21 protein-coding genes are annotated in these 20,804 nt (G+C 63.4%); 8 read left to right on the top strand and 13 right to left on the bottom strand.

Translation table 11 applies throughout. The annotated features are described in order from the left end of the window. The first annotated feature begins 91 nt into the window (after positions 1–91). On the top strand, positions 92–430 hold the full coding sequence (gene fdxA, locus JQ621_RS20845) for a ferredoxin FdxA (RefSeq protein ID WP_212236542.1): 339 nt from the start codon (positions 92–94) through the stop codon (positions 428–430). Positions 431–780: 350 nt separating this feature from the next. Then, positions 781–1,596: a CarD family transcriptional regulator gene (locus JQ621_RS20840; protein WP_212236541.1), complete on the top strand. Its 816-nt coding sequence runs from the start codon at positions 781–783 to the stop codon at positions 1,594–1,596. A 95-nt stretch (positions 1,597–1,691) separates the two neighbouring features. On the opposite strand, the gene JQ621_RS20835 is transcribed toward JQ621_RS20840, so the two are convergent. Beyond that, positions 1,692–3,080, bottom strand: coding sequence for an adenylate/guanylate cyclase domain-containing protein (locus JQ621_RS20835; RefSeq protein ID WP_249125442.1), 1,389 nt, complete (start codon positions 3,078–3,080; stop codon positions 1,692–1,694). A gap of 282 nt (positions 3,081–3,362) precedes the next feature. On the opposite strand from JQ621_RS20835, the gene JQ621_RS20830 reads away from it, so the two are divergent. Beyond that, a complete protein-coding gene (locus tag JQ621_RS20830) occupies positions 3,363–3,968 on the top strand; it encodes a hypothetical protein (RefSeq protein ID WP_212236539.1) in 606 nt (201 codons plus the stop codon). 89 nt (positions 3,969–4,057) lie between these two features. Here JQ621_RS20830 and JQ621_RS20825 read toward each other — a convergent pair whose 3' ends face one another. From JQ621_RS20825 to cyoA, 7 genes are read right to left on the bottom strand one after another with little or no spacing between them, the layout of a single operon-like run. Continuing rightward, positions 4,058–4,591 carry a response regulator transcription factor gene (locus tag JQ621_RS20825; RefSeq protein WP_212236538.1) on the bottom strand — a complete coding sequence of 178 codons (534 nt, stop codon included), beginning with the start codon at positions 4,589–4,591 and terminating at the stop codon, positions 4,058–4,060. Continuing rightward, positions 4,581–5,966 (bottom strand): ATP-binding protein, encoded by a 1,386-nt coding sequence (locus JQ621_RS20820; protein ID WP_212236537.1) that lies wholly within the window; start codon positions 5,964–5,966, stop codon positions 4,581–4,583. The genes JQ621_RS20825 and JQ621_RS20820 overlap by 11 nt, the downstream gene beginning before the upstream one ends. Then, positions 5,938–6,786 (bottom strand): SURF1 family protein, encoded by an 849-nt coding sequence (locus JQ621_RS20815; protein WP_312015428.1) that lies wholly within the window; start codon positions 6,784–6,786, stop codon positions 5,938–5,940. Before JQ621_RS20815 ends, JQ621_RS20820 begins: the two co-directional genes overlap by 29 nt. Before the next feature lie 8 nt (positions 6,787–6,794). Continuing rightward, positions 6,795–7,175, bottom strand: coding sequence for a cytochrome o ubiquinol oxidase subunit IV (gene cyoD, locus JQ621_RS20810; protein ID WP_212236536.1), 381 nt, complete (start codon positions 7,173–7,175; stop codon positions 6,795–6,797). Next, positions 7,172–7,801, bottom strand: coding sequence for a cytochrome o ubiquinol oxidase subunit III (gene cyoC, locus JQ621_RS20805; protein WP_212236535.1), 630 nt, complete (start codon positions 7,799–7,801; stop codon positions 7,172–7,174). Before cyoC ends, cyoD begins: the two co-directional genes overlap by 4 nt. Further along, positions 7,802–9,799, bottom strand: a complete 1,998-nt coding sequence (gene cyoB, locus JQ621_RS20800) for a cytochrome o ubiquinol oxidase subunit I (protein ID WP_212236534.1) — start codon at positions 9,797–9,799, stop codon at positions 7,802–7,804. A 25-nt stretch (positions 9,800–9,824) separates the two neighbouring features. Further along, positions 9,825–10,985 (bottom strand): ubiquinol oxidase subunit II, encoded by a 1,161-nt coding sequence (gene cyoA / locus JQ621_RS20795; protein ID WP_212236533.1) that lies wholly within the window; start codon positions 10,983–10,985, stop codon positions 9,825–9,827. Between the two features lie 182 nt (positions 10,986–11,167). On the opposite strand from cyoA, the gene JQ621_RS20790 reads away from it, so the two are divergent. Both JQ621_RS20790 and JQ621_RS20785 read left to right on the top strand, forming a co-directional pair. Continuing rightward, complete coding sequence (locus tag JQ621_RS20790; protein WP_212236532.1) at positions 11,168–12,505, top strand: MFS transporter; 1,338 nt, start codon at positions 11,168–11,170, stop codon at positions 12,503–12,505. A gap of 55 nt (positions 12,506–12,560) precedes the next feature. Continuing rightward, positions 12,561–12,962 carry a c-type cytochrome gene (locus JQ621_RS20785; protein WP_212236531.1) on the top strand — a complete coding sequence of 134 codons (402 nt, stop codon included), beginning with the start codon at positions 12,561–12,563 and terminating at the stop codon, positions 12,960–12,962. Between the two features lie 76 nt (positions 12,963–13,038). On the opposite strand, the gene JQ621_RS20780 is transcribed toward JQ621_RS20785, so the two are convergent. From JQ621_RS20780 to JQ621_RS20770, 3 genes are all read right to left on the bottom strand, one after another. Next, a complete protein-coding gene (locus tag JQ621_RS20780; protein ID WP_464165371.1) occupies positions 13,039–14,538 on the bottom strand; it encodes a M48 family metalloprotease in 1,500 nt (499 codons plus the stop codon). Between the two features lie 23 nt (positions 14,539–14,561). After that, positions 14,562–15,332: a thermonuclease family protein gene (locus tag JQ621_RS20775; RefSeq protein WP_212236530.1), complete on the bottom strand. Its 771-nt coding sequence runs from the start codon at positions 15,330–15,332 to the stop codon at positions 14,562–14,564. A gap of 176 nt (positions 15,333–15,508) precedes the next feature. Beyond that, positions 15,509–15,661, bottom strand: a complete 153-nt coding sequence (locus JQ621_RS20770; RefSeq protein ID WP_212236529.1) for a hypothetical protein — start codon at positions 15,659–15,661, stop codon at positions 15,509–15,511. Between JQ621_RS20770 and JQ621_RS20765 the strand changes: the two genes are divergently transcribed. The 3 genes from JQ621_RS20765 (at position 15,661) to JQ621_RS20755 (ending at position 18,555) form a co-directional block, all read left to right on the top strand. Beyond that, the gene (locus JQ621_RS20765) at positions 15,661–16,866 is read left to right on the top strand and encodes an ABC transporter substrate-binding protein (RefSeq protein WP_212236528.1); all 1,206 of its coding nucleotides are present in this window, start codon (positions 15,661–15,663) and stop codon (positions 16,864–16,866) included. The two genes, JQ621_RS20770 and JQ621_RS20765, sit on opposite strands and share 1 nt — an antisense overlap. 148 nt (positions 16,867–17,014) lie before the next feature. Further along, positions 17,015–17,803 carry an enoyl-CoA hydratase gene (locus JQ621_RS20760; protein ID WP_212236527.1) on the top strand — a complete coding sequence of 263 codons (789 nt, stop codon included), beginning with the start codon at positions 17,015–17,017 and terminating at the stop codon, positions 17,801–17,803. A 2-nt stretch (positions 17,804–17,805) separates the two neighbouring features. Then, positions 17,806–18,555, top strand: a complete 750-nt coding sequence (locus JQ621_RS20755; RefSeq protein ID WP_212236526.1) for a VOC family protein — start codon at positions 17,806–17,808, stop codon at positions 18,553–18,555. Between the two features lie 170 nt (positions 18,556–18,725). Here the strand turns inward: JQ621_RS20755 and JQ621_RS20750 are convergent, their stop codons facing one another. Further along, complete coding sequence (locus JQ621_RS20750; protein WP_212236525.1) at positions 18,726–19,544, bottom strand: enoyl-CoA hydratase/isomerase family protein; 819 nt, start codon at positions 19,542–19,544, stop codon at positions 18,726–18,728. A gap of 98 nt (positions 19,545–19,642) precedes the next feature. After that, complete coding sequence (locus JQ621_RS20745; RefSeq protein WP_212236524.1) at positions 19,643–20,803, bottom strand: acyl-CoA dehydrogenase family protein; 1,161 nt, start codon at positions 20,801–20,803, stop codon at positions 19,643–19,645. Position 20,804 lies beyond the last annotated feature (1 nt).

Here is a 20,804-nt window from a genome sequence, read left to right as displayed (position 1 = left end):
GCCGTCATGATCGGCTGTTCCTGATCTTGCAGCGCCGGGCCATCCGCGCTACGCAAGCCGCGACTTTTAAAAGAGCTTTTCGGAGCGTTGGATGACTTACGTCGTCACTGAAAACTGCATCAAGTGCAAGTATACCGACTGTGTCGAGGTCTGCCCCGTCGACTGTTTCTACGAGGGCGAGAACATGCTGGTCATCCATCCTGACGAATGCATTGATTGCGGCGTGTGCGAGCCGGAATGTCCGGCCGACGCCATCAAGCCGGACACGGAACCGGGCCTGGAAAAATGGCTTGAGGTGAACACCGAATACGCCAAGAGCTGGCCGAACATCACCCAGAAGAAAGAATCACCTGCGGACGCTGAAGAGTTCGACGGGCAGCCGGGCAAGTTCGAGAAATATTTTTCTAAAAATCCCGGCTCTGGAGACTAAATTCCGGCGCAAACTTAACCCTAATACCTTCGTCCGCGTCGAAAACCAGCCCTGAAGACCCCTAAATCATTGATTTTTGCGGGAAATGTGCTATATTGGGCACATTAAGCTGAACCCCCCGTCAGCCCAGTTGGCCCCGTTGGGTTCCCGTGAAACCAAATGTCGAACAGGGGCGTGGCAGTTTCCGCGCGCAGGCTGTGTCACAGAAAACGCGTAAAAAGAGTACTTCAGCGAGGGCTTCCCATAAGGAGGCCAAAAAAGTCGCCGCGGCCAGCCGTAGCGCATCCAAGGGTCGGGCCGCTGCCAAGGCGCCGCCGGCTGCAAAGTCCTCGAAGAACAAAAGAAGCGCAATGCCTAACAAGACTGCCAAACCGGCCGCGAAAGCGACCGTTGCCAAGCCTGCTGCTGTCAAGCCTGCCGCCAAGGCTCCCGCTGCCAAGCCCGTTGCTCCGAAGGCCCCCGTTGCTGCCGCCCCTGCCAAGGCCGCCGTTGCCACTGCCAAGCCGGCTGTGAAGGCCGCTGCACCTGCGCCGAAGGTCGAGGAAAAGAAGGTCGTCACCCAGCGTCAGGGCTTCAAGGCCAACGAATTCGTCGTCTATCCCGCTCACGGCGTCGGCCAGATCCTCGCCATCGAGGAGCAGGAGATCGCCGGTGCGAAGCTCGAGCTGTTCGTCATCAACTTCATCAAGGACAAGATGACGCTGCGCGTTCCGACCGCCAAGGTCGCCAATGTCGGCATGCGCAAGCTGTCCGAACCCGCGCTGGTGAAGAAGGCGCTGGAGACCCTCAAGGGGCGTGCCCGCGTCAAGCGCACCATGTGGTCGCGCCGCGCCCAGGAATACGAAGCAAAGATCAATTCGGGCGACATCGTCGCGATCGCGGAAGTCGTGCGCGACCTCTATCGCTCCGAGTCGCAGCCCGAGCAGTCCTACAGCGAACGTCAGCTCTATGAGGCTGCGCTCGATCGTCTGTCCCGCGAGATCGCGGTGGTGCAGCACTCGACCGAGACCGAAGCGGTCAAGGAAATCGAGGCCCAGCTCGCCAAGAGCCCTCGTCGTACCAACGCCAAGGCGGAAGCCGCCGACGGCGAAGGCGAGACGGATGCCGAGGGCGATACCGACGAGACCAATGGCGACGGTACCACGGTCGCCGACGAGGCCGCGTAAGCGTCCCGCCACGTCGATTGCAAGCCATCAAAAGCCCGGCCGTTCGGCCGGGCTTTTTCGTTGGGGTATCTCGCACAGTCATGTCGATCGGCGCGCTAGGCGTTGCGGGACTGGGTCCAGATCAAGATCGGCTGCTGAATTCCACGGACCGCCTGCGGCTCCCGCGCCGTCAGTGGCCGAAACGTTTCGGCTGCGCTGCCAAGCTCGGCCTTCGCGCGACGGACGAGATCGTCGCTTGCCACCAGTGCGCAATCAAGCGCCCGGGTTAATGCCTCGAGGCGGCTTGCCGCATTGACGGTCGCGCCGATCACGGCGAATTCCAAACAGGTCTGCCCGACATCGCCGAGCACTGCGGGCCCGTAATGCAAGCCAAAGCTCACGCGCAGTAACGGTTCGCCGGAAGCCTTTCGTCGTTCGTTCCAATCGTCCGCCGCCGTGATCATGGCCTGGGCACAGCGCAGCGCGTTGCTGGCGTCGTTCGAGCCTGCGAAAGGCGTGCCGAATGTCGCCATCAATCCGTCGCCGAGATATTTGTCCAACGTGCCGTCGTGGCGGAAAACCTCCCGCTCCATCAATCCGTGGAATTCGCGCAGAGTCCGCACCACTTCCTCCGGGGTGCGCACGTCTGCAAAGGCCGTGAATCCGACGATGTCGACGAATAGCACCGCGACGTCTTGCGTGCGTACCTGCTTCAAAGGCTCATCGTGTTTCGACAATTCCGTCACGACGTTGGGTGAGAAGTAGCGCGCAAGATTGCCTCGCTCCCGCTCCACCGCAGCATGCCGGATCAGCAAATCATTGCTGCGTCGAACCGCGAGCGCCAGCGTGACGGCCACAATCAGGAAGACGACGATTTCCTGGATGCGAAGGCCGAATCCGATCGCATCGGGCGAGATCAGCGCGAGCAGCCTGTGATCGCTGCCCACTGCGTCCGCAATGCGCGCGGTCAATGCGGGATTGCGATCAGGCTGCCACCACACCCAGGCGGCGCCGATCGCCCAGAGCGCAGCGGTCCACGTTCCGACCGCGATCACCGTTCGCCAGGAATAGGCCAGTGTGGCCCCTGCGAGCAGGACGAAGAAATAAATGAAATTGCCGAAATGGTATTGCATCGCCACCGGCCAATGCGACGTGCCAAACGGGTTCGGCACGACGATGACGAATGTGAGCAGCGCCAGGTCGCAGAACAAAAGGGCCAGTTCCGACCGCGACACGCCGACCCTCCCAACCCTGACCTGGGCCCAGCCGATCAGTGCGAACAGGCTAAGCAAAGCCAAGTAGTAGAGCTGATCCCATGCCGGATTGATGGCCAGCAGCAGGCAGGCGATGACGGCGAGCGCGATGTAGCGCGCCCGCACGGCGAGTTGCAGGCCCTCCTTCTTGCCCGCTTCGAGGGCCGCCTGCGCAAACTGAACGGTTTCGCGATCGCGTTGGTTGCTCGCGGGCGACAGCGCGGCAGACGAGTCGAGGCGCTCGACGAGCATTGTCACGGGAGTCTCCTCGCTTGGGCCGTTGCAGCAACATGGCGGCCGTCGCCGCCGTACCCGACAGTCTAGCGATGCATGGCCGCGAGGTCATCAGCTCGGCTGCGCGTTTTCCTACCGGCGCGGCGAACCGCCCATGTCACGGGCCGCTTCGCTGCATCATCGGTCCCGGTGAACCGACAGCTGGTCCGAAGGCACTGATGAAAGCAATGGGCAACGCAGTTTTCACCGATGGCCAAATCGATCTCCCGCGTCCTTCAATCCAGTCTCCTCCTATGCTGCATGACCCTTCCTGCCGCATCGGCCGAACGCATCGCGTTCAAACATCAAAATGCCGCGGATCTGCGCGGCCTCGTCAATGTGTTGACGGCCTTCCGCGCCGCGTGTCTTGCCGAGCCCGTGACACCAGGCCTGCCAGCCCAGCTTGTCCCGGATGGCTATCGCATCGTCACCCGCTCCGTCCACATGTGGGGCAGGGAGGACGGGTCGTTCCCGGATACAGCGATCCTGTCGAAGACCGGCGACGAGGACAGCGACATTGCCGGCGGCTACCCCATCATCGATCTCATGCTTCCGACTGCAAAACTCCCCGACGGAGCATGCAGCATCAGCTGGAAGCGGCGCTGGAGCCAGGATTATCCCGATGGCGCCAGTCGCCTGAGCCTCGATATGGCCGCGTCTCTTCCGGCGGACGTGTCTTACTATCTCAATGCGACGCTGCTCTCGAAGCCCAACGATTTCTTCGTCATCGCTGACAGCTACGGCGACCTGACGACTTGGCGGACGGAATGCAGGGCAACCAGGCGCTGCCGCTTTGACGTCATTCCGCGCATCGATCAGCAGGGTATCGACGTCACGATCGTCTTCCGGGGAGAACAGGAGAAGTAGTCGCCGCCGAGCAACGCAATCTGCAAATCTCCGATCCTGAGGCTGCTTCTCTCGGAGATCGGCCAGCTCGCCGGAGTTCCGTCCCATGCCTATTTGACCGGCCGCTTCTCAAGCTTGCGCGCCAGCGTACGTCGATGCATGCCTAGCCGCCTTGCCGCCTCAGAAATATTGAAATCCGTCTCGATCAGTGTCTGGTGGATGCGTTCCCATTCGAGCGTCTTGATCGAGGTCGGCCGCACATCCAGCGCGACCTCGGCATTGCCTTCAGCTTTGTTGAAGGCGGCTTCGATGTCGTCGGTGTTGGAGGGTTTTGCCAGATAGTGGCAGGCGCCTAGCTTGATGGCCTCGACGGCGGTCGAAATGCTCGCAAAGCCGGTCAGCACCACGATCAGCATGTCTTCGTCGTGGGTGTGCAGTAGCTCGACACAGGCAAGGCCCGAAGCGCCGCCGAGCTTGAGGTCGACCACGGCGTATCCGAAAGTTCGTCCTGCCAAGACGGTCCGGACGTCTTCGATCGAGGCGGCCAGCACGACCTCGTAGCCGCGACGCTCGAATGAGCGCTTCAGCGTGCGCGCAAAGCCTTCGTCGTCCTCGACGACGATGAGCGAGCGGTCAGGCGTCAAAGCTGCCTCCGATCGCGAGTGTCGTGAGCGGCAAGGTCAGGCGTACCGTGGCGCCGCGCTTTCTGTGGTTTTCGGCAGTCACGCTACCCCCCAGCTTGCGCACGACGTTCACCACCAGGAACAGGCCGAGCCCGCCGCCCGCGCGGCCCTTGCTCGACTGATAGGGTTTTCCCAGCTGCGCCAGCATTTCCGGCGCAAAGCCCGGGCCGCGGTCGCTGATCGAGAGCACCAGATTGTCGCCTTCGCGTTCGGCAACGAGCTCGACCCATTCGCGCGAGACTTCATAGGCATTGTCGAGGACGTTGAAGATCACCTGCTTCAGCGCGATGTCGGACACGATCGCGACGTCCTCGCCAAAGGTGTTGACGAAATAGAGCGTACGCGCCGAGCGGGCGTCGCGCCATTCCTCGACCAGCGCGGTGACGAACGCCGTCACCGTCGTCGGCGACGATCCCTCGCCGCGCGCCTCGCCGGCCGACACCAGAATTCCCGTTACGATGGTCTTGCAGCGTTGCAGCGAGGTTTCCATCTCGGTGAGATCCTCGGCAAGCTCCTGGTCGGCGGCGAGGTCGGGCATGCGGCGCCAGTCGCTGAGAATGACGGAGAGCGAGGCGAGCGGCGTGCCGAGCTCGTGCGCTGCGCCGGAGGCGAGCAGGCCCATGCGGACGATGTGATCCTGCTCGGCGGCGTGCTGGCGCAACGCCGCCAGATGCGCGTCGCGCTGTCGAAGGTTCCTGTTGATGCGGGTGACGAAAACGACCAGCAGCACGGCGTTGAGAACGAAGCCCAGCAGCATGCCTGTCACGGTGAGCGTGTAGGTCTCGCTCAGCGGATTTGGCGGCAAATCGAGCGGCCGGTAGGCGATGGTCAGCCACACGAAGCTCGCGCAGCTCAGCGCGACCAGCGACCAGGTCGAGCGGGCATCGAGCAACACAGCGCCGAGCGTGACCTGGAGCAGGAACAGCGAGGTGAAGGGATTGGTGGCGCCGCCGCTGAGGTAGAGCTGCGCGGTCAGCGCGGCGACATCCAGCATCAGCGCGACCAGCAGCTCATTGTTGGTGATCGCTGCGCGATGGCGCACCCAGACCAGGCTCGACACATTGAGCAGCACCAGCGCGCCGATCACCGCGCCCATGCGGGTGAGGGGCAGGGGAATGCCGAGCCAGAAATGCGCGCCGCCGATGGTCACGATCTGGCCGACCACCGCGGTCCAGCGCAGCTGGATCAGCAGCGCCATGTTCTTGCGGTTGGTCTCGTCGTCGGTCGGCGCAGTGCCGATCAGCTCGCTGCGCGCATCCGCCTGCGACTGCAGCGTGACGGCCACCTCGCCGTAAGCGTTCCCGTCGTCAGGTCGGTTCGACGATCGTTCCAGCATCTGATCCCGTCCTGCAGGCGGAAGCGTCTAGGCCGCCGGCCGGTTCTTGGACGCCGCCGCTCCAGGCTCTCTTGCGACGGAACGGCCCGCCGCGAAATGTGACGAAAAGTCTACCGGCCAGCATGAAAGCCAGGGCAAACCACGTCAACGCGTAGATCAGGTGGTTATTGGGAAAGCGGATCACGGTCAATCCGCCGATTGGACCGCGAGCGGCCTGTGATCCGGCGTCGGCATCGATGAAGAAGGGCGCGACGTTCCGGAGGTCGCGGGCGGCGGCGATCGCTGCGACGTCCCGCGAGTACCAGCGGTTGTGCTGGGGGACGTTGTCCCTGAGGAATCCGCCCTTCGGCTCGGTGATGCGCAGGAGGCCGGTGATCTCGACCTGGCCGCTCGGATTGCCGTCCTGGCGCGTCGACGGGTCACGCCGCTCGGACGGCACGAAGCCGCGGTTGATGAGGACAGTCGTGCCGTCGCGGCGCTCAAGCGGGGTCAGCACCCAATAGCCGGGGCCTTCCTCGGTGACGGCCTGAACCAGCGTCTCGCGGTCATGAAGAAAGCGGCCGGTGACACTGACGTGACGGTATTCGTCGTTGGCAGCGGAGACCGCGGGCCACGAAGCGGGTGCGGGGATCGGTTGCGCCGGGGCATGAACGCGCTGCTCGACCCGGTCGATCAGCGCCAGCTTCCAGGCGCGGCGCTCGACCTGCCAGACGCCGAGCGCCATCAGCACGACGAAAGCAGTGAGCGAGAGAACCGTGAGCCACAGGGACGGCCGCGCAGCCGCAGCCGGGCTGCGCTGTTCGTCGTCCGCTGGGCTCACGAGATCGCTCACTTCATTCCCGTCATCTCGTGGATCGGCATCATGTTGCTGTTGAGGTGGTTCATCACCCAGAGCGACCCGGACAGCGCGATCACCACCATGACGATGGTGAAGATCAGCGCCATCATGCTCCAGCCGTTCTCGGACTTCGGGCTCATGTGCAGGAAGTAGATCATGTGCACGACGATCTGCACGACCGCAAAGGCCATGATGACCAGCGCGGTGATCTGCTTGCTCGGCAGAGCACCGCTCATCACCAGCCAGAACGGGATCGCGGTCAGCACCACCGAGAGCACGAAGCCGAGCATGTAGCCCGAGAACGTGCTGTGGGCGTGACCGTCGCCGTGGTGATGGTCGCCTGCGTGGACGGCGTGGGTGTCGGTGTTCATCGCAGAACTCCCAGGAGATAGACGAAGGTGAAGACGCCGATCCAGACCACGTCGAGGAAGTGCCAGAACATCGACAGGCACATCAGGCGACGGCGGTTGGCCTCGATCAGGCCGTAGCGCCAGACCTGCACCATCAGGGTCACCAGCCAGATCAGGCCGCAGGAGACGTGCAGGCCGTGGGTGCCGACCAGGGTGAAGAAGGCAGACAGGAAGGCGCTGCGCTGAGGCGTGGCCCCCTCATGGATCATGTGGGCGAACTCGGTGAGCTCGATGCCGATGAAGGCGGCGCCGAACAGGCCGGTGATCAGGAGCCACATCTGCGTCTGGGCGATCTTGTTCTGCTGCATCGTCAGCATGGCAAAACCATAGGTGATCGACGACAGCAGCAGCATCGAGGTGTTCACTGCGACCAGGTCGAGATCGAACAGATCCTTCGGTGCGGGCCCGGCGGCGTAGTTGGCGCCGAGCACGCCGAAGGCGGCGAACAGCATCGCGAAGATGAGACAGTCGCTCATCAGATAGATCCAGAAGCCGAGCGAGGTGCTGTAGCCTTCCGGATGCGGATGTTCGTCGGCGAGGTAGAAGACCGGCTCGCCGGTTTGGACGGGATTGACAGCGACAGTCATTTACTTGGCTCCGGCGAGCAGTTTGGTGCGCGCGTCTTCGGTCCGGATGACGTCGTCAGCCGGAATGTCGAAGTCGCGGTGATAGTTGAAGGTGTGACCGATCCCGACGGCGAGCAGCGCGATGAAGCTCAACGCCGCCAGCCACCAGATGTACCAGATCAGGCCAAATCCCATCGCGGTGGCGAAGCCGGCGAGGATGATTCCCGTGCCGGTGCTCCTCGGCATATGGATCGATTTGAACCCCACGAGCGGACGCTGATAACCGCGCTTCTTCATGTCCCACCACGCGTCATTGTCGTGGACGACGGGGGTGAAGGCGAAGTTGTAGTCCGGCGGGGGCGAGGAGGTCGCCCATTCCAGCGTGCGCGCATCCCAGGGATCGCCGGTGACGTCCTTGAGCTGCTCGCGCTTGAGGAAGGAGACCGCGAACTGCATCAGCATGCTGAGGATACCGAGGAAGACGAGGCCGGCGCCGATCGCGGCGATGACGAACCAGATCTGCAAGCTTGGATCGTCGAACACGCGGAGCCGCCGGGTCACACCCATCAGGCCAAGCACGTAGAGCGGCATGAAGGCCATGTAGAAGCCGGTAACCCAGAACCAGAAAGACAGCTTGCCCCAAAACGGATCGAGCTTGAAGCCGAACGCCTTCGGGAACCAGTAGTTGATGCCGGCGAACGCGCCGAACACCACACCGCCGATGATCACGTTGTGGAAGTGCGCGATCAGGAACAGGCTGTTGTGCAGGACGAAGTCGGCCGGCGGCACCGCGAGCAGCACGCCGGTCATGCCGCCGATCACGAAGGTCAGCATGAAGGCGATGGTCCACAACATCGGCAGCTCGTAGCGGATGCGGCCGCGATACATCGTGAACAGCCAGTTGAACATCTTCGCGCCCGTCGGGATCGAGATGATCATCGTGGTGATGCCGAAAAACGAGTTGACGCTGGCGCCCGAGCCCATCGTGAAGAAATGGTGCAGCCAGACCAGGTACGACAGGATGGTGATGACCACCGTGGCGTAGACCATCGAGGTGTAGCCGAACAGGCGCTTGCCGGAGAAGGTCGAGGTCACTTCCGAGAAGATGCCGAAGGCAGGCAGAACCAGGATGTAGACCTCGGGATGACCCCAGATCCAGATCAGGTTCACGTACATCATCGGGCTGCCGCCGAAATCGTTCGTGAAGAAGTTGGTGCCGACGTAGCGATCGAGCGAGAGCAGCGCGAGGACAACGGTCAGGACCGGGAACGAGGCGACGATCAGGATGTTGGTGCAGAGCGAGGTCCAGGTGAAGACCGGCATCTTCATCATGGTCATGCCGGGGCAGCGCAGCTTGACGATGGTGCAGATCAGGTTGATGCCCGATAGCGTCGTTCCGACGCCGGCGACCTGCAGCGCCCAGATGTAATAGTCGACGCCGACGTCGGGACTGTAGCCGATGTTCGACAGCGGCGGATAAGCGAGCCACCCGGTGCGGGCGAATTCGCCGATGAACAGCGACGCCATCACCAGCACCGCGCCGCCGACCGTCATCCAGAAGCTGAAATTGTTCAGGAACGGGAACGACACGTCGCGTGCGCCGATCTGCAGCGGCACGACGTAGTTCATCAGGCCGGTGACCAGCGGCATCGCCACGAAGAAGATCATGATCACGCCGTGGGCAGTGAAGACCTGGTCGTAGTGATGGGCGGGCAGGAAGCCTTCGGAGCCGTTGAAGGCGAGCGCCTGTTGCGCGCGCATCATCAGCGCGTCGGCGAAGCCGCGCAGCAGCATGACGATCCCGAGGATCATGTACATGATGCCGATGCGCTTGTGGTCCACGGTGGTGAACCATTCGCGCCACAGGTAGCCCCAGAGGCGGAAATAGGTGACGCCGGCGAACAACGTGATGCCGCCGAGAGCGACCATGATGAAGGTGCCGACGAGGATCGGCTCGTGCAGCGGCAACGAGTCGATGCCGAGACGGCCGAAGATGAGCTTGAGAAGATCAGGAGACATGCTGGATCCCTTTAGGAATCTGACTTCAGGAATCGGACTTGGGACGCTGTCCGAGGAAGAAGGACGAGGACTTCAGCGGCGAGAAGGTCGGCCGCTTGAGGCCGGCGCCGATGAGCGGCGCGGTGTCGAGCGGCGCCTTGATCGCGGCCGTGGTCTGGCCTTGCGGTGCATCCGGCGTGCAGGTGCCGGCAACAAAGCTCGGCTCGGGACCGAACTCGGTGCCGCGGCGGGCGTACTTGTCGTAGGAGAGCGGCAGGGTGTTGTTCAGGCCCTCATGGCCGTTGCCGCCCTTGGCGTCGATCGCCATCATTTCGCTCTGGCACATTTTGCCGGTCTCGACGCACATGTTGAGGATCAGGCGGTAAAGATCGGATTCGACCGTGCCCCAGCGGCGCACCGGCTCGTTCTCGCTGGGCTTTTCGAGCTGGAGATACTCGGCGCGACCAAGCGAGCCGCCAGCCGACTTGGCCTGCGCGACCCAGGCGTCGAAGCCCTTGTCGTCGAGTCCCTGGAAGTTGAAATGCATGCCGGAGAAGCCGGCGCCGCTGTAGTTGGCCGAAAAACCCTTGAAGGTGCCGGCGTGGTTGACGACGGCGTGGAGCTTCGTCTCCATGCCCGGCATCGCGTAGATCTGGCCAGCGAGTGCGGGGATGTAGAACGAGTTCATCACCGAGGAAGCGGTGATGCGGAAGTTGATCGGGCGATCGACCGGAGCTGCCAGATCGTTGACGGTGGCGATGCCATAGTCCGGATAGATAAAGAGCCACTTCCAGTCGAGGGCGACGACGTCAACCTCGAGCGGCGCCTTGGACTGGTCGATCGCGCGGTCGGCATGGATGCGGCCGAGCGTGCGATAAGGGTCGAGCAGATGCGTGCCCATCCAGGTCAGCGCGCCCAGGCAGACGATGATCAGCAGCGGCGCCGACCAGATCACCAGCTCGAGCTTGGTCGAGTGATCCCAATCCGGCTCGTAGCGGGCCGAGCTGTTGGACTGGCGGTAGCGCCAGGCGAACAGCACCGTCAGCGCCATCACGGGGACGACGATCAGGAGCATCAGGATGGTGGAGATGATGACAAGGTCGCGCTGTTGCGCTGCGATATCGCCGGCGGGAGCCAGCACCACGTAGTTGCAGCCGCTGAGCGCAGCCGCCAGGGGTAGTAGCGCCAGAATCTTGAGACGGGACACGGGCCGAGCCTTTTGAGAATGAGTTTCCTTTGCGATTTAGATAGTTAGCTGCGGTGCAACAGCGATGGCATTGGACAATTTGTCCAATGTTGCAGTGCGAGATGTTGGGCAAAACAAACTCGGTTTGTCCGGCGCGCGCCGGGCGGCCGGCTTCGGTTACCAGGACGTTAAAAAGGCGCACGATGGCGACGGCACATAACCCCGCGATAGTTGATCTCCCCTCGGGCGAGCACGGCCACGACCAGGCCAGTCCCGGCGAGATCGCCATTGGCGTCATCATCGGCCGTACCTCGGAATTCTTCGACTTTTTCGTCTACGCGATCGCCTCGGTGATCGTGTTTCCGCGCCTGGTGTTCCCGTTCACGAGCGAGCTGACCGGCACCCTCTATTCCTTCATGATTTTCGCGCTGGCCTTCATGGCCCGGCCGATCGGAACCGTGATTTTCATGACGGTCGACCGGGAATACGGCAAGACGGCCAAGCTGGTCTCGGCACTGTTCCTGCTCGGCACCGCGACCGTGGCGCTGGCGTTCCTGCCCGGCTATTCCGAGATCGGCGTTGCCGCAATCTGGCTGCTGGCGCTGGCGCGCCTCGCGCAGGGTCTGGCCTGGGGCGGCGCCTGGGACGGCATGGCCTCGCTGCTGGCGCTGAACGCGCCGGCGTCCAAGCGCGGCTGGTACGCGATGGTGCCGCAGCTCGGAGCGCCGCTCGGGCTGATCGTGGCGAGCGGGCTGTTCGCCTATTTCGCCGGTAACCTCTCGGCCGACGATTTCTTCGACTGGGGCTGGCGCTATCCGTTCTTCGTCGCCTTCGCCATCAACGTCGTGGCGCTGTTCGCCCGCCTGCGCATGGTGACCACCGAGGAATATGCCTCACTGTTCGAAACCCGCGAACTGCAGCCGTCGCGCATCTCCGACACGGTCGCCCGCGAAGGCCACAACATCATGCTCGGCGCGTTCGCGCCGCTTGCGAGCTTCGCGCTGTTCCACATGGTCACTGTGTTTCCGCTGTCCTGGGTTTTCCTGTTCACCCGAGAAAGCCCGGTGCGCTTCCTGATCATCGAGATCGTCGCAGCCGTGTTCGGCGTCGTCGCCATCGTGCTCTCCGGCATCATCGCCGATCGCGTCGGCCGCAAGTCGCTGCTGATGGGATCGGCGATCGCGATCGCGATTTACAGCGGCTTCGCCCCGCAGCTGCTCGACGCCGGCGCGTTTGGCGAGACCATCTACATGGTGATAGGCTTCATCCTGCTCGGCCTGTCCTTCGGCCAGTCCTCGGGCGCGATCGCCTCGAATTTCAAGCAGATGTACCGCTACACGGCCTCCGCGCTGACCTCGGACATGGCCTGGCTGTTCGGCGCCGGTTTCGCGCCGCTGGTCGCGCTGTTGCTCGCCACCAATCTCGGCGTCATCGCCTCCGGTGCCTACCTGCTCTCGGGTGCGTTCTGGACCCTGCTCGCGCTCTGGCTCAGCGGCCAGCGCGAGGCCGGCGATATGGATGCAGGCGAATCCTCGAACTGACGGGAATAAAATCCGGGCCGCACGATCCTGTTTGCTGCCGCAAGCAGGAGATCACATGAACGTCCGGTCGAATTCCGTCCTTCCGCGAAGCACGACAAGTCTGGCTCTTGCCACAATCTCGGTTGCGCTTCTGTGCACAACCGGCCCCGCCCTTGCCACCGGCAACGCCGCGCGCGGCCAGATCCTCTACAAGGGCTGCGCCGACTGTCACTCGATCAACGAGAACGGCGTCGGCCCGATGCACAGGGGCGTGGTTGGGCGCAAGGCGGGCAGCGTCGCGGGCTACGACTACTCGCCTGATCTGAAGAACTCGGGGATCGTCTGGACCGAGGAGAACCTCGACAAGTGGCTGACCGGACCGCAGGCCATGGTACCGGAAACCAAGATGTTCTTCGACGTGCCCGATGCCCAGGACCGCGCCGATATCATCGCATATCTGAAGGAGAAGGCGCGGTAGGGCGGCAGTGTCTTTGTGGCTCGAGATCCCGGGTTCGCGCCAAGTGCGCCCCGGGATGACGCGCGCTTGGCGCGCGTCAATCCGTCACGATCTTTACGCGATCGCGTACCTTGACCTGCGCGTTGCGATCGAGCCCGTTCAGCACGCGAAAGCGTTCGGCGGGATGATCGACGCCGGCCATGCGGTGGGACAGCGATTCCACGGTGTCTCCGGGCTGCACGGTGATCACCTTGATGCGCAGCGGACGCGCGGCCTGGATCTCCTCGAGCGTCAGGCGGCGGAATGAATTGACGGTCTCGCGCGCATTGCGCTCGCTCTCGGTCGACTTCTGCCGCGTGGCGAAGATGAAGCGGTAGACGTCGCTGCCGAAGCGCAGCGCGTAGACCTTGAACTGCCACTGGTCGCCCTTGGCGGTGGCAGATGCCGCCGGGAAGCCGTTGATGGTGATGTCTTCGGTCGAGGCCTTCTCGACACCCTCCATCCAGCCCGAGTTCAAGTAGTCGCCGAGCGATTGTTCGGCCGGCACGCGCACGACATCGAAACGCATCGCTTGCGAACCGCCCTCGCGCACGCCGATCACCGCCTGTGCGGTGTTGTCGAGCGTGAAATTGTCGGGCGCCTGGAAGGTGAAGCCGAGCTTCGGATGCAGGAAGCGCCTGCCGCGCACAAAGCCTTCGCTGGGATCCTCGCCATAGACGAGGTTGTCGATCGCCGCGAGATAGCTTTCGCGGTCGCGCTCGCCGCCTTCGGGGGCCGTATATTGCCGCGCGATGGCCTGTGCGTTCTGCACCCGCTCGGGCGTTGCCGGATGCGATGAGGTGAAATCCTGCGCGCGCGGATCGAGCGAGCTCTTGCCGGCCTTCAGCTCGGCATTGCGCTCCATCGCCGAAAGGAAGCGAGCCGCACCATAAGGGTCGAAATGCGCCTTGGCGGAGATGCCGACGCCGAGGCCGTCGGCCTCGAACTCCTGGTTGCGCGAAAAGCTCGCCATGGTCAGCTTGGTCTTGGCGAGCGCGAGCGCGGTGAGGTCAGGGTCGTTGCTCATGTCGGTGACGACGCGGGTGACGATGGCGGCTTGGCGCGCCTGATCCTCGCGCATCGCTGCGTGCTTGGACAGCACGTGCGCCATCTCGTGGCTCAGCACGGAGGACAATTCCGAGGTGTCGCTGGCCAGCGCAAGCAGGCCGCGGGTGACATAGAGCTGGCCGTTCGGCAGGGCGAACGCGTTCACCGCGCCGGAATTGAGGATGGTGACCCTGTAGCCCTGGTCGGGGCGATCGGAAGCGGCAACCAGCCGGTCGACGGTTTTGCTGACCAGTGCTTCGAGCCGGGGATCGTCGTAAGTCCCGCCGTAGCTCGCCAGGATGCGCTCGTGCTCTTTCTCGGTGGCAGGGGTCTGGGCGACGGCCGGCTTCGGCTTGGGCATCGCGACGGTCGGCGGAGCCGTTGCGGTCTGGAACCGGCCCATGTCGCCGCAACCGGCAAGACCCGTGCCCAGCAACAGGCAAAGCACGGCCGGCGCAGCCCGCAGGCGGCGTCCTTCGCCCTTTTTGTGCTGTTCTAGCACCCCAATCACGTCGTTTAACCCGTGCCCGGCCCTTAAGGCCTTACCCCAATAGGCTCGTTTGCGCCCAGCAATTCAACCTGTCCCGGGAGACGCGCATCGATACGCGGTCCCGCAGTCCCCTCAACCCAGCCCCGAACGCGAACACGACGATTTTCCAGGGACTTAAGGGTCACTCCGGCGCTTTCGAACGTCGGCAACGCTCGCTTTGAAATAGTCACAGCAAAGCCGCGTGTCCAGTTCCGTCCGAAGTTGAGGTAGGTCATTGCCCCAGCTTGCCGGACCGACAGGACTTTGCCCTCGACCACCATAAAGCGCCCGATCCCGGCCAAAATATCGTCCGGACTTTCCGCGTTTTTTATGGCCGACGGGTCAGCCCAGTTGCCCTTTTTTTGGCGCCGCGCGTCGGCCTCCGACGCCATCAGGGAGGCCGCGCAATCCTTGTCCGCGACTTCGGCGGAGACGAGGGCGTCGCCCTGGACGAGCAGCATGGCCTGGACCGAGATCTCGCTTTCGCCAATGAATAACAGCGCACTCTGGCGACCATAGCGGTCGGGCGTGTCGTCATTGCTGCGCAGGACAATGTCGCGACCGACGAGCAGCGAGGTCAGCGCCTGCCTTGTCGTTGCCGTTGCCTCGATACCAGTGAGGCGGACTTCGCGGCCGTCATCGAGACGTACGCTGCGCGCGTCGGCGATGGCTGCGACGCGGCCTTCGCCTTGTGCCTCGAACCAGCACGGTGTCGCAGACGCCGCGTGACCTGCAGCGAGAAGAAATGCGACGATGAGGGGAAGCCGTTGCGTCACGAGACCCGGAGAGGTTGCGTTGGTGTTTCGACCTTAACTCATGCGCGGTGGGTCGCGAAGGCCCTCCTCACACTCCGTCGTTGCGAGCGCAGCCAAGCAATCCAGACGACCTCCGCGGAATGATTCCGGATTGCTTCACTGCGCTCGCGATGACGATCTGGAAACGTCTTGCGTCTTCAGACCATTCCGCTTTGCGGAAAACACGAGGCCGTCGCGAAGCGCGCATCGCGCTTCTGCTTGCTGCGCTCTTGCGCATGCGGCATGATCGCGGGAATAGCAATAATCAAGCCGCCATTCAGAGTCAGGCGATCAAGGGAGGTTGTTTTCAATGAAGCATGTTTTGTCGGGCATTTTTGCCGCCGCGCTTGCCCTCGGCGCGAGTGCTGCGCAGGCCCAGGACAAGCCCCCCCTGAAGATCGGCGGCATCCTCGACATGTCGAGCCTCTATGCCGACATCACCGGTCCCGGCAGCGAGACCGCGGCCAAGATGGCCGTGGAGGATTTCGGCGGCGAGGTGCTCGGACGCAAGATCCAGGTGCTTGCCGCCGACCACCAGAACAAGGCGGACCTCTCCGCCAACATTGCCCGCGATATGCTCGACAACCAGGGCGTCGAGATGATCTACGATGTCGCGGCCTCGGCCACCGCGCTTGCCGCCGGCGAGATCGCGAAGGCGCGGGGCAAGATCATCATCTTCAACGGCCCGGGCTCGATCCGTCTCAGCAACGAGGCCTGCGGTCCCTACACCGTCCATTATGTGTTCGACACCTACGGCCAAGCCAACGTGACTGGTCTCGCCGCCGTGAAGTCGGGTCTCGACACCTGGTTCTTCCTCACCGCCGATTACGCGTTCGGCCAGGACCTGGAGAAGGACACCAGCGCCGTCGTCATCAAGACCGGCGGCAAGGTGCTCGGTGCCGTCCGTCATCCGCTCAACACGTCGGATTTCTCGTCTTTCCTGCTCCAGGCGCAGGCCTCGAAGGCGAAGGTGATCGGACTTGCCAATGCCGGCGGTGACACCGTCAACGCGATCAAGCAGGCGGCCGAGTTCGGCATCACCAAGGGCGGCCAGAAGGTCTCGCCGCTGCTGGCCTTTGTCACCGACATCGACTCGATCGGGCTCGAGACCGCGCAGGGCCTGTTGCTGGCGGAAGCCTTCTACTGGGACATGAACGATGAGACGCGCGCTTTTTCGAAGCGCTTCCAGGAGAGGGTCAAGCGTCCGCCGACCTCGGCGCAGGCCGGCGTCTATTCCTCCGTCACGCACTATCTGAAGGCGGTGAAAGCGGCCGGCACGACTGACGCCGCCGCAGTCATGAAGATCATGAAGGAGACGCCGATCAACGACTTCTTCGCTCATAACGGCAAGATCCGCGAGGACGGCCGCATGTTGCACGACATGTATTTGTTCGAGGTGAAGAAGCCGTCGGAGTCCAAGGGCCGCTGGGACGACTACAAGCTGCTGGCGACCGTCCCCGGCAACGAGGCATTCCAGTCGCTGGAGCAGTCGCGCTGCCCGCTGGTGAAGAAATGACGGCGTGACGAAGTCGCGCCGTCATTGCGAGGAGCTCTTGCGACGAAGCAATCCAGACTGTCTCTGCGGAAACATCTCTGGATTGCTTCGCTGCGCTCGCAATGACGGTGGAGTTAGCTCAGTCAAACAACAACAAGGGAGACGTCCCATGAACGACATGGTCCTGCAAAAGCTCGAAACCGGGCTTCTCACCATCACCATGAACCGGCCCGAGCGGAAGAACGCGCTCAATCCCGAGATGGTCGCAGGATTGGTCGAGGCGGCGCGGCGCGCTGCTGACGATCCCGAGGTGCGCGCGGTGCTGTTCAAGGGCGCGGGCGGCTCGTTCTGCGTCGGCGGCGACGTCAAATCGATGGCGGCCGGACGCGCGCCACTGCCGTTCGAAGTGAAGATGGCGAACCTGCGCCGCGGCATGGAGGTCTCGCGCATCCTGCACCAGATGCCAAAACCCGTTGTGGCGCAGCTCGATGGTGCCGCGGCCGGCGCAGGCCTTTCGATGGCGCTGTCCTGCGATCTCCGCGTTGCCTCCGAATCCTGCAAGATCACCACCGCCTTCGCCAAGGTCGGCTTCTCCGGAGACTACGGCGGCACCTATTTCCTGACCCAGCTGCTCGGCAGCGCCCGGGCGCGCGAGCTTTATCTGACCTCGCCGGTGCTGACCGCTAGGGAAGCGCATGCCATCGGCATGGTGACCAAGGTCGTGCCCGATGCCGAGATCGATGCGGCCGCGCACGAGCTCGCAATGTCGCTGGCGCAGGGCCCGTCGATCGCGCTCGGTTTCATCAAGCGCAACATCAACAATGCCGAGCATCTGCCGCTGGAAGATTGCTTCGACGGCGAAGCCATCCATCACACCCGCTGCAGCGAAACCGAGGATCACAAGGAGGCCGCAAAGGCTTTCGTCGAAAAGCGCAAGCCGGCTTTCAAGGGCGCATGACCATGGCGCCCTATATGCGGCTACGACAGATCTGTCTGGTCGCGCCGCAGCTCGCACCCGTCATCTCTGATATTGCCGAGATCATGGGCCTTGCCGTCTGCTACCGCGACGGCAATGTCGCCAAATACGGTCTGGAAAACGCGCTGCTTCCGGTCGACACGATCATGCTGGAAGTCGTCGCGCCGTTCAAGGGCGGCACCACGGCCGGCCGCTTCATCGAGAAGACCGGTGGTCGCGGTGGCTACATGGCGATCTTCTGCTGCGATGATCCGGACGAGCGCGGGCGCCATGCGAATGCGATGGGCGTGCGTACCGCCAACGTCATCGACCACGCGCCCTATCACGGCGTCCAGCTCCACCCCCGCGACTGCCGCGCCGCCTTCATCGAGTTCAACCACACCGAAGGCAGCGACGATATTCTGGGCGCGTATCCGCCCGCTGGTCCGGATTGGCAGAATTTCATCCGCAAGGATGTGACGCAGGCGCTGACGGCGGTGGATATGCAGAGCCCCGATCCGCGTGGGCTCGCGGAGCATTGGGGCAGGATCATCGGTGTTGTGCCGGATGGCGACGCCGAATTGAGATTGCCCAATGCGACCTTCCGCTTCGTGAAAGGCGAGGGCGAGATCATGAGTGCGCTGGAGTTTCGGGTAGCGGACGCCGCGAGCGTGCTGCACGCCGCCAAGGCGAAGGGGCTTGCGGTGGCGGGGAACGAATTCCTGCTGGGTGGTGTGACGTTCCGCGTTAGTTGATTGCTTGGCGAGTCATCCGTCACCCTGAGGTGCTCGCCTCTTCGGCGAGCCTCGAAGGGCGACGGCCACCGGCCGGGCCGTTCATCCTTCGAGGCTCTCCACACGGTGCTGCGCACCGCGTGGCTCGCACCTCAGGATGACGGTTTGAAAGAGGGGAAGGAAGAAAGAGACTACCTTCCCCTGAAATTCGCCACGCGCCGCTCTTCCGTCGCCTTCACACCTTCCTTGAAATCTTCCGTGGCGCGCAGGCGGGTCTGTTCGGCGAGCTCGTGATTGGTTGCGGCCATCACGCGATCGGCGAGCCCGGCGCGCATCGTCGCGCGGGTGGAGAGCAGGCCGAGCGGGGAGCATTCGGCGATCTCGCCGGCGAGCTTCATCGCCTCCGCCTTCACCTGCTCCTGCGGCACCAGCACATTGGCGAGGCCCCACCTGTAAGCCTCTTCGCCGGTGACGCGGCGGCTGGTGTAGAACATCAGCTCGGCGTTGTTCTTGCCGATCAGCTCGGGGAGCGTGGTCGTCAGGCCGAAGCCGGGATGGAAACCGAGCTTGGTGAAGTTCGCCGAGAAACGCGCTTCGGGGCAGGTGACGCGGAAGTCGGCCGACACGGCGAGACCCAGGCCGCCGCCGATGGCTGCGCCCTGCACGGCGGCGACGATCGGCTTCTTGGCGCGGAAGATGCGCACCGCCTGGATGTAGAGATGGTTGATCGGTCCGAGGCTGTCGGCTGGATCGCCCTTTGCCTTCTTCTCGACTTCCTGCGCTTCCTGCGCCTGCCGTGCCGGATCGCCAAAATTGGCGCCGGCGCAGAACGCCTTGCCCTGCGCGGAGAGAACGGAGGCGCGGATCTCGATGTCCCGGTCGAACTCGTCCAGCGCATCCGCGATCTGGTTGATCAGCGAGATGTCGAAGAAGTTGAGCGGCGGGCGGCGGATCTCGATGGTGCCGACGTGTCCAACTTTCTCGACGCCGATATCTGTGTAGGTGGTCATTCTCTGCCTCTCATAGCTCGATCTATCCGTAGCGAAGAACTACCTCTCCCATAGGGAGAAGTGATCGGAGCGAGTCGCGATAGCGTCGTTCATCCGCGTCAGCGCAAGCCAAGTCCGCGCGCGATGATGCCGCGCAGCACTTCCGTGGTGCCGCCCTGGATGGTGAGTTTCGGCGCGGTCTTGATGGCGAAATCGAGCTGCCGCTCCAGCGTCTCGCGATTGGTCGCGGTCTCCTCGACAAAGGCAGCAAGATCGCGCACGCGGTGCGGAAGCTGCTGCTCCCAGACAGTGCCGATGTCCTTGACGATGGAGGCTTCCACCACCGGCTCCTTGCCGGCTTGCAGCATGCCGGCCACTGAGACCGACATGCGACGCATGGTGTGGAGCTGCGCCACCAGACGGCCGATGCCTTCGGCGCTGCGCGTATCCGGGTTGGGGCCGACCGCACGGACCAGCTCGGTCAGCACGTAATAGGTCTCGAGGAAGCGCTCGGGGCCTGAGCGCTCATAGGCAAGCTCTGACGTCGCCTGCTTCCAGGCGCCATCGACTTCGCCGAGCACGTGATCGTCAGGCACGAAGAAGTCGGTGAAGACGACCTCGTTGAACTCGTATTGGCCGGTGATCTGGCCGATCGGGTTCACCTTGATGCCCGGCTGCTTCATCTTGACCAGGAACTGGGTCAGGCCGTGACGGCGGTTTTCCTTGGTCGGTGGCGAGGTCCGGAAGATCGCGATCATGTAGTCGGCGATATGCGCCGACGAGGTCCAGATCTTGGTGCCGTTGATGAGATAGCCGCCATCGGTCTTGGTCGCGCGCGTGTTCGCCGCGAACAGGTCCGAGCCGGAGTTCGGTTCGCTCATGCCGATGGCAAAGCAGACCTCGCCGCGGCAGATGCGCGGCAGGATGTCCATCTTGATATGTTCAGGGGCGTATTTCAGCAGCACCGGCCCGCTCTGGCGGTCGGCGACGAAGAAGCGCCGTGTCGGCGCGTTGGCGACGCGCATCTCCTCGGTGACGACATAGCGCTCGAGGAAGGAGCGCTCCTGGCCGCCATATTTCTTTGGCCAGGTCATGCCGAGCCAGCCCTTGGCGCCGACCCGCCGGGAGAATTCCGGCGCGTCGGTGTCTTCGCGGTTGGGCTTGTGCGGATCGAAGGTGCCGGCGGCAATTTCGTCCGCGAGAAAGGCGCGCACTTCCTTGCGTAATTGCTCGCACTTCTCTGGCAGGCGGATCGGATCGAAACGGAGGGCAGCGGTCATG

Origin of the sequence: Bradyrhizobium manausense (assembly GCF_018129685.1) — a bacterium.
Classification (GTDB): Bacteria; Pseudomonadota; Alphaproteobacteria; order Rhizobiales; family Xanthobacteraceae; genus Bradyrhizobium; species Bradyrhizobium manausense_D.
The sequence above is the reverse complement of the archived record's forward strand: the minus strand, read 5'-3'. Positions and strand labels throughout refer to the sequence as shown.

Bases quoted from the DNA above. Each gene is read 5' to 3' on its own strand.
- fdxA (WP_212236542.1), top strand. From the start codon at position 92: ATGACTTACGTCGTCACTGAAAACTGCATCAAGTGCAAGTATACCGAC.
- JQ621_RS20840 (WP_212236541.1), top strand. From the start codon at position 781: ATGCCTAACAAGACTGCCAAACCGGCCGCGAAAGCGACCGTTGCCAAG.
- JQ621_RS20835 (WP_249125442.1), bottom strand. From the start codon at position 3,080: ATGCTCGTCGAGCGCCTCGACTCGTCTGCCGCGCTGTCGCCCGCGAGC.
- JQ621_RS20830 (WP_212236539.1), top strand. From the start codon at position 3,363: ATGACCCTTCCTGCCGCATCGGCCGAACGCATCGCGTTCAAACATCAA.
- JQ621_RS20820 (WP_212236537.1), bottom strand. From the start codon at position 5,966: ATGCTGGAACGATCGTCGAACCGACCTGACGACGGGAACGCTTACGGC.
- cyoD (WP_212236536.1), bottom strand. From the start codon at position 7,175: ATGAACACCGACACCCACGCCGTCCACGCAGGCGACCATCACCACGGC.
- cyoC (WP_212236535.1), bottom strand. From the start codon at position 7,801: ATGACTGTCGCTGTCAATCCCGTCCAAACCGGCGAGCCGGTCTTCTAC.
- cyoB (WP_212236534.1), bottom strand. From the start codon at position 9,799: ATGTCTCCTGATCTTCTCAAGCTCATCTTCGGCCGTCTCGGCATCGAC.
- JQ621_RS20790 (WP_212236532.1), top strand. From the start codon at position 11,168: ATGGCGACGGCACATAACCCCGCGATAGTTGATCTCCCCTCGGGCGAG.
- JQ621_RS20785 (WP_212236531.1), top strand. From the start codon at position 12,561: ATGAACGTCCGGTCGAATTCCGTCCTTCCGCGAAGCACGACAAGTCTG.
- JQ621_RS20765 (WP_212236528.1), top strand. From the start codon at position 15,661: ATGAAGCATGTTTTGTCGGGCATTTTTGCCGCCGCGCTTGCCCTCGGC.
- JQ621_RS20760 (WP_212236527.1), top strand. From the start codon at position 17,015: ATGAACGACATGGTCCTGCAAAAGCTCGAAACCGGGCTTCTCACCATC.
- JQ621_RS20755 (WP_212236526.1), top strand. From the start codon at position 17,806: ATGGCGCCCTATATGCGGCTACGACAGATCTGTCTGGTCGCGCCGCAG.
- JQ621_RS20750 (WP_212236525.1), bottom strand. From the start codon at position 19,544: ATGACCACCTACACAGATATCGGCGTCGAGAAAGTTGGACACGTCGGC.
- JQ621_RS20745 (WP_212236524.1), bottom strand. From the start codon at position 20,803: ATGACCGCTGCCCTCCGTTTCGATCCGATCCGCCTGCCAGAGAAGTGC.